This window comes from Microcella pacifica, assembly GCF_009371975.2.
Taxonomy (GTDB): Bacteria; Actinomycetota; Actinomycetes; order Actinomycetales; family Microbacteriaceae; genus Microcella; species Microcella pacifica.
In genome coordinates, this window is record NZ_VIKT02000014.1 from 68,415 (window position 1) to 75,094 (window position 6,680).

Annotated in this window: 5 protein-coding genes; 3 read left to right on the forward strand and 2 right to left on the reverse strand. The window is 69.2% G+C overall.

Translation table 11 applies throughout. The annotated features are described in order from the left end of the window. Positions 1-2 precede the first annotated feature (2 nt). Entirely contained in the window at positions 3-1,319 is a 1,317-nt protein-coding gene (locus FK219_RS09230) for an APC family permease (protein WP_152583823.1), read from the reverse strand. A gap of 170 nt (positions 1,320-1,489) precedes the next feature. Next, positions 1,490-4,087, reverse strand: a complete 2,598-nt coding sequence (gene valS, locus FK219_RS09235) for a valine--tRNA ligase (protein ID WP_152583824.1) — start codon at positions 4,085-4,087, stop codon at positions 1,490-1,492. 108 nt (positions 4,088-4,195) lie between these two features. On the opposite strand from valS, the gene FK219_RS09240 reads away from it, so the two are divergent. The 3 genes from FK219_RS09240 to FK219_RS14155 are packed head-to-tail and all read left to right on the forward strand — an operon-like array spanning position 4,196 to position 6,554. Beyond that, entirely contained in the window at positions 4,196-4,966 is a 771-nt protein-coding gene (locus FK219_RS09240) for a flavodoxin family protein (protein ID WP_152583825.1), read from the forward strand. Between the two features lie 57 nt (positions 4,967-5,023). Beyond that, positions 5,024-5,350 carry a thioredoxin family protein gene (locus tag FK219_RS09245; RefSeq protein WP_152583826.1) on the forward strand — a complete coding sequence of 109 codons (327 nt, stop codon included), beginning with the start codon at positions 5,024-5,026 and terminating at the stop codon, positions 5,348-5,350. Next, positions 5,337-6,554: a bifunctional alpha/beta hydrolase/OsmC family protein gene (locus FK219_RS14155; protein ID WP_152583827.1), complete on the forward strand. Its 1,218-nt coding sequence runs from the start codon at positions 5,337-5,339 to the stop codon at positions 6,552-6,554. Before FK219_RS09245 ends, FK219_RS14155 begins: the two co-directional genes overlap by 14 nt. The last annotated feature ends 126 nt before the right edge of the window (positions 6,555-6,680 follow it).

Sequence of the window (6,680 nt, forward strand, 5' to 3'; positions counted from 1 at the left end):
GGCTACTCGGCGCGAGCGTGTCGCACGACCAGCCACTGACTGAGGAAGAGCACGGCGCCGATGACGCTCGCGACGAGCAGGGTGAGCGGGTCGCGCCCGATCGTCACGATCGTGAAGGCGCCGAGGATGATGCCGTCGAACACGATCGTCGCCACGAGGGGCCAGGCGTGCGCACCAGTGTCGCCCCGCAGACGCCGCAGAACCCCCCACTGCACGGCGATGTCCATCGTCAGATACAGGAACACGCCGAGGGAGGCGATCTGCCCGAGGTCGAAGAGCACCGTCACGACGATCGCGAGGCCCGCGGTGATGAGCAGCGGCTGCTGCTCCTTCCACCGGCTGCCGCGGGGTGCCTGGCCCATGTCCTGCAGCATGGCGAAGAGCCGCGAGACCGAGAAGAGGTTGGCGAGCAGCGCCGAGGCGGTCGCGATCACGGCGATGCCGACGGTGAGCGCGACCCCGGCCTGCCCGAACAGCGGGTCGGCCGCGCGCGCGAGCGCGAAGTCGCGCGCCTCGACGATCTCGGGCACGGTGAGGTTCGCGGCCACGGCGACGGTGATGAGCGCGTAGAGACCCGCGCAGATCGCGATGGCGAGCACGATCGAGCGGGGCAGGTTCTTCTTCGGGTCACGCAGCTCGGCGCCGTGGTTGGTGATGGTTGTGAAGCCCTTGTAGGCGAGCACGCACAGCGCCACACCCGCGACGATGCCGAGCAGGCCGGCGTCGCTCGTCGCACCGCCGCCTCCTTCGCCGCCGGTCGTCTCCCCGCTGCTCGACGCGCCCCCGCCCGACGCCACGACGGTGCCGATGATTCCCGCGATCGCGAGAGTCGCGATGCCGACGATCTTGATGACGGCGGTCGCGGTGGCCGAGCGCTCGACGAACCGGTTGCCCACGATGTTGGCGATGGCCGTCGCCGCGATGAGCAACACGCCGAGGAGGGGCACGAGAATCACCGAGTCCTGCAGACCGAACGGTTGCAGCAGGTACGTGCCGAAGGTGCGGGCGATGAGACTCTCCGCCACGACCATCGACACGTACATGAAGAGCGAGAACGCCCCCGCGACCACGCCGTTGCCGTAGGCGGCGCGCAGCAGCATCGCGATGCCGCCGGAGGTCGGGTTGACGGCGGAGTATCGCGCGTACGCGTGCGAGCTGAGCCCCACGACGACGGCCGCGGCCAGAAACACCCACGGGAAGACCGCGCCCGAGATCTCGGCCACCTGCCCGACGAGGGCGAAAATGCCTGCCCCGATCATGACGCCCGTGCCGAGCGACACCGAGCCGATGAGCGAAATCCTCTGGTCGTCGCGAGTCATGGGGCGCGAGTATACCCCTGGCCTATAGGGACGCACTCAGGTGTCTGCGAGCCCGACACTCCGGCCGCGACGACAGCGTGTCGCGGCCGTACTGCGGCGTGTCACCCGACACTGTCGGTCTGGCGGACAGCACGTGGCGCCTCGGCGGGCGCGCGCACTCGGGCGCGCGCTCAGGCGCGCTCGGGCGCCTCGCCGAGCTCGATCGCGGTGATCTCGATCGCGTCGCCCTCCATGATGTCGAGCACGTCGATGCGCCCGACCGCCTTGAGGTCGCCGGCCGCCTCAGCGAGCAGCATGGGTGCCGCGAGAGTCGCGTGGGTCACGGGAGTCTTCTGCGACACCTTGGCGTCCGTCTTCGCGCGACGAATGCCGATGAGCGCCTCGGAGACGAGCGGCAGCAGCCCGCTCGGCGCCTCGTCGCTCACCTCGTCAGCGGTCGGCCAGGCGGCGACATGCACGCTGCCGTCGTGGGTCCAGCTCCAGACCTCTTCGGTGGCGAACGGCAGCACGGGCGCGAAGAGCCGCACGAAGACGTCCATGGCGAGGTGCAGCGCGGCGACGGCGCTCGCCTGCCCCTCGGCGCCCTGCGCGCCGTACGCGCGCTCCTTGACGAGCTCTAGGTAGTCGTCGGTGAAGGTCCAGAAGAACTGCTCGGCCACGTCGAGGGCTCGGGCGTGGTCGTACTCGTCGAGCGCTTTCGTCGCGACGCGCACGACCTCGGCGAGTGAGGCGAGCATGTCGCGGTCGAGAGGCTCGGTGATCGCGCTCGCGCCGAGAGCCTCCGCGTCCGCGCCGCCCGGCGCCTCGAAGGAGTGCACGAACTTGGCCGCATTGAGCACCTTGATGGCGAGGCGGCGCCCGATCTTCATCTGCTTGGGGTTCTGCGGGTCGAAGGCGGCGTCGGTGCCGAGGCGCGAGGAGGCCGCCCAGTAGCGCACGGCATCGCTGCCGTGGTCGTCGAGCATCGCGGCCGGGGTGACGACGTTGCCCTTCGACTTCGACATCTTCTTGCGGTCGGGGTCGACGATGAAGCCCGAGATGCCCGCGTGCTTCCAGGGCACGGTGCCGTGCTCGAGCTCGGCGCGCAGCACGGTCGAGAACAGCCACGTGCGGATGATGTCCTGCCCCTGACTGCGCAGGTCGTAGGGGAAGACGAGGTCGAAGAGCTCAGCATCCTCTTCCCACTTGCCGGCGATCTGCGGGGTCAGCGACGAGGTCGCCCAGGTGTCCATGATGTCGACCTCGCCGATGAAGCCGTCCGGCTGGCCGCGCTGCGCCTCCTCGAACCCGGGGGCGGGCATCGAGGAGGGGTCGACGGGCAGCTGGTCCTCGGTCGGCACAATCGGGTCGCCGGTCTGCTCGCCGTCGGCGTCGAGGCGGTACCAGACGGGAATCGGCACGCCGAAGAAGCGCTGGCGCGAGATGAGCCAGTCGCCGGAGAGCCCGCCGACCCAGTTCTCGTAGCGCACCCGCATGTGGTCGGGGTGGAACGCGACTTCGCGCCCGCGCTCCAGGAGGCGCTCGGCGAGCTGCTCGTCGCGCGCTCCGTTGGCGATGTACCACTGGCGAGTGGTCACGATCTCGAGCGGCTTGTCGCCCTTCTCGAAGAACTTGACCGGGTGGCTGATCGAGCGAGGCTCGCCCTTGAGGTCGCCAGACTCGGCGAGCAGCTCGACGATGCGCGCCTTGGCGCTGAAGACGGTCTTGCCCGCGAGCTCCGCGTAGACCGACGCTGCAGCGCTCTCGATACCCTGCGGCGGTTCGGCGAGAATGCGGCCGTCCTTGCCGAGGATGGGGCGCAGCGGCAGGTTGAGCTCGCGCCACCACACGACGTCGGTGACGTCGCCGAACGTGCACACCATGGCGATGCCCGACCCCTTGTCCTGCTGCGCGAGACGGTGGGCGACCACGGGAACCTCGACACCGAAGAGCGGCGTCGTCACGGTCGTGCCGAAGTACGGCTGGTAGCGCTCATCATCGGGATGCGCGACCAGGGCCACACAGGCGGGAATCAGCTCGGGGCGCGTCGTCTCGATGTCGATCGTGCCGCCGTCCGGCGTCGCGAATGACACCCGATGGAACGCCCCGGGCATCTCCTTGTCTTCGAGCTCGGCCTGCGCGACGGCGGTGCGGAACGTCACGTCCCACAGGGTGGGCGCGTCAGCGCGGTACGCTTCGCCGCGCGCGAGGTTGCGCAGAAAGGCGCGCTGGGCCGCGCGCTGGGCGGCGTCGCCGATCGTGCGGTAGGTCTGGGTCCAGTCGACGCTGAGGCCGAGGGTGCGCCACAGGTCTTCGAACTGCTTCTCGTCCTCGACGGTGAGGCGCTCGCACAGCTCAATGAAGTTGCGGCGACTGATGGGGATCTGGTCGGCGGCCTTGGACGCCTTGGTGTCGCCGCCCTCGAACGGCGGCGTGAAGTCGGCGTCGTAGGGGAGGGCCGGGTCGCAGCGCACTCCGTAGTAGTTCTGCACGCGGCGCTCGGTGGGCAGACCGTTGTCGTCCCAGCCCATCGGGTAGAACAGGTGCCGGCCGCGCATGCGCTGGTAGCGCGCGGCGAGGTCCATGTGGGTGTAGCTGAAGACGTGGCCGATGTGCAGCGAGCCTGAGGCGGTCGGCGGCGGGGTGTCGATCGCGTAGACCTGAGCCTTGCCGGCCGCGAGTGCGGCATCCCGATCGAATCGGTAGATGCCCTGCTGCTCCCAGACGTCACCCCACTTCGCTTCGAGACCTTCGAGGGCGGGCTTGTCGGGCAGGGATGCAGGGCTCATCGAAAAGGTCTCGTCTCGCTATAGGCGGCACCGTGTCAGCGGTAAAGGTGCCTGAGTGTGGGTTGTGACCCCATGGTATCGGGATGCGCGGGGGGCTACCGTCGAGGCATGTCCGACTCCTCGCGGCCCCCGGCCCTCACGTCTCCGCCCGCTGACTACGGCGACCTGCGCGCCGTCTACGTCAACTGCACCCTCAAGCGCAGTCCCCAGCTCAGCCACACGCAGGGCCTCATGGATCGCAGCATCGCGCTCATGCGCAGCCACGGCGTGAGCGTCGACAGCCTGCGCTTGGTCGACCACGACGTCGCGCTCGGCGTGTACCCCGACATGCGGGAGCACGGCTGGGAGCGTGACGCGTGGGTCGACCTCTGGCCGCGCGTGCGCGACGCCGACATCCTCGTGGTGGGTACTCCACTGTGGCTCGGCGAGGTCTCGTCGCAGCTGCGCGTGCTCATCGAGCGGCTGTATGCGATGAGCGGCATGACGAATGAGAGCGGCCAGTACGTCTACTACGGCAAGACGGCGGGGATGCTCGTTACGGGCAATGAGGACGGCGTCAAGCACTCCGCCATGTCGACGCTGTACGCCCTGCAGCACATCGGTTACACGATCCCGCCCGCCGCCGACGCCGGGTGGATCGGGGAGGTCGGGCCGGGGCCGAGCTACCTCGACGAGGGGTCGGGCGGGCCGGAGAACGACTTCACGAACCGCAACACGACGTTCATGACGTGGAACCTGCTGCACACGGCTCGTCGGCTCAAGGACGCCGGCGGCATCCCCGCCTACGGCAACGTACGCGAGCAGTGGTCGCAGGGCGAGCGCTGGGGCTTCGACGCGAACCCCGAGTACCGCCAGCCGGGCGACGATGCCCAGAATTGAGACCCCCGGGGTCAACGGGGCGGCGCTGATCGCCGTGCTGCCTGGCAGACTGCGCTCATGGACGTTCTGATCCTGCACATCGACGAGTGCCCGAACTGGCGCGAAGCCGGTGAGCGGGTGACGGAGGCGCTGACGCTGGTGGGGGCGAGAGGCGGCGACGTCGACTACCGGCTCGTGACGGAGACTACCGTGCGAGACGTACCGAAGTTCGCCGGGTCGCCGACGATCCTCATCGACGGCCACGACCTGTTCCCCTCGGAGGGGGCGACAGCCGACCTCGCGTGCCGGGTTTATCTGAGCGAGGGCCGCCTCACGGGGCTGCCCAGCGTGGGGGAGATCGCCGCGGCTCTGCGGCAGCGGGAGGTGCACGATGACCAGGATTGAGTTCCCCGGGTCGACGGGGGAGGCCCTCGCCGCGCGACTCGAGATGCCGCAGGGCGAGCCGCGCGGGTACGCCGTCTTCGCGCACTGCTTCACGTGCTCGAAGGATTCGAAGGCGGCTTCTCGCATCTCGCGCGCCCTCACCGGTGGCGGCATCGCGGTGCTGCGTTTCGATTTCACGGGTCTCGGCGACTCCGATGGCGACTTCTCGAATACGAACTTCTCCTCCAACGTCGACGACCTCGTGGCGGCGGCCGAGTACCTGCAGAGCGCGCACCGTGCGCCCTCCCTGCTCATCGGACACTCTCTCGGGGGCGCAGCCGTGATCGCCGCCGCCGAACGCATGCCGAGCGTGCGCGCGGTCGCGACGATCGGTGCCCCGAGCGATCCCTCCCACGTAACGGCGCTCTTCGATGCCGCCCGGGAGAGCATCACGACCGAGGGTGAGGCCGATGTGCAGCTCGCCGGTCGCACCTTCCGCATCCGCCGTCAGCTTCTTGACGACCTCGCCGCCCAGCCGCAGCACGACCGCATCGCCGGCCTCGACCGTGCCCTGCTCGTGCTGCACTCGCCGCTCGACGAGATCGTCGGTGTCGACAACGCCCGCGAGATCTTCGAGGCGGCGCGCCATCCCAAGTCGTTCGTGGCGCTCGACGGCGCCGACCACCTGCTGACCGCGGCGGGCGATTCGACGTTCGCGGCGTCGATCATCGCGGCCTGGGTGGCCCGCTACGCCTTGGATGCTCGACCACAGCCCAACGAGGCGACCGCCGTCGCCCGGCCCGGCTCGGTGACCGTCACGAGCACCGCGGAGGGCCCGTTCACCCAGTCGGTCGTGGCGGGACAGCACCGGTGGACCGCCGACGAGCCCGCACCGATCGGCAATGACCTCGGACCCTCGCCCTACGATCTCCTGCTCGCCGGTCTCGGGGCGTGCACCTCGATGACGATGCGCATGTACGCCGACCGCAAGAGCATTCCGCTCGATGAGGTCACGGTGACGCTGCGCCACGAGCGCTTGCACGCGCAGGACTGCTCCGAGTGCGAGACGCGCACGGGCATGCTCGATCACGTAGTGCGCGAGATCACCATGGCGGGCGACCTGAGCGAGGAGCAGGTCGAGTCGCTGCGGGTCATCGCCGACAAGTGCCCCGTGCACCGCACCCTCGCGGGCGCGGTGCACGTGACGACGTCGGTGAGTAGCTGAGCGGGACCTAGTTGTACTCGGTCAGCAGGTTGGTGACACTTCTGTACGGAGAAGGCCTCCAACATTGGTGGTGTTCAACGTCACCGAAGTGGAGGCCTTCTCTATGACCCACCGTAATGCGCGGCT

Bases quoted from the DNA above. Each gene is read 5' to 3' on its own strand.
- FK219_RS14155 (WP_152583827.1), top strand. From the start codon at position 5,337: ATGACCAGGATTGAGTTCCCCGGGTCGACGGGGGAGGCCCTCGCCGCG.
- FK219_RS09230 (WP_152583823.1), bottom strand. From the start codon at position 1,319: ATGACTCGCGACGACCAGAGGATTTCGCTCATCGGCTCGGTGTCGCTC.
- FK219_RS09240 (WP_152583825.1), top strand. From the start codon at position 4,196: ATGTCCGACTCCTCGCGGCCCCCGGCCCTCACGTCTCCGCCCGCTGAC.
- FK219_RS09245 (WP_152583826.1), top strand. From the start codon at position 5,024: ATGGACGTTCTGATCCTGCACATCGACGAGTGCCCGAACTGGCGCGAA.
- valS (WP_152583824.1), bottom strand. From the start codon at position 4,087: ATGAGCCCTGCATCCCTGCCCGACAAGCCCGCCCTCGAAGGTCTCGAA.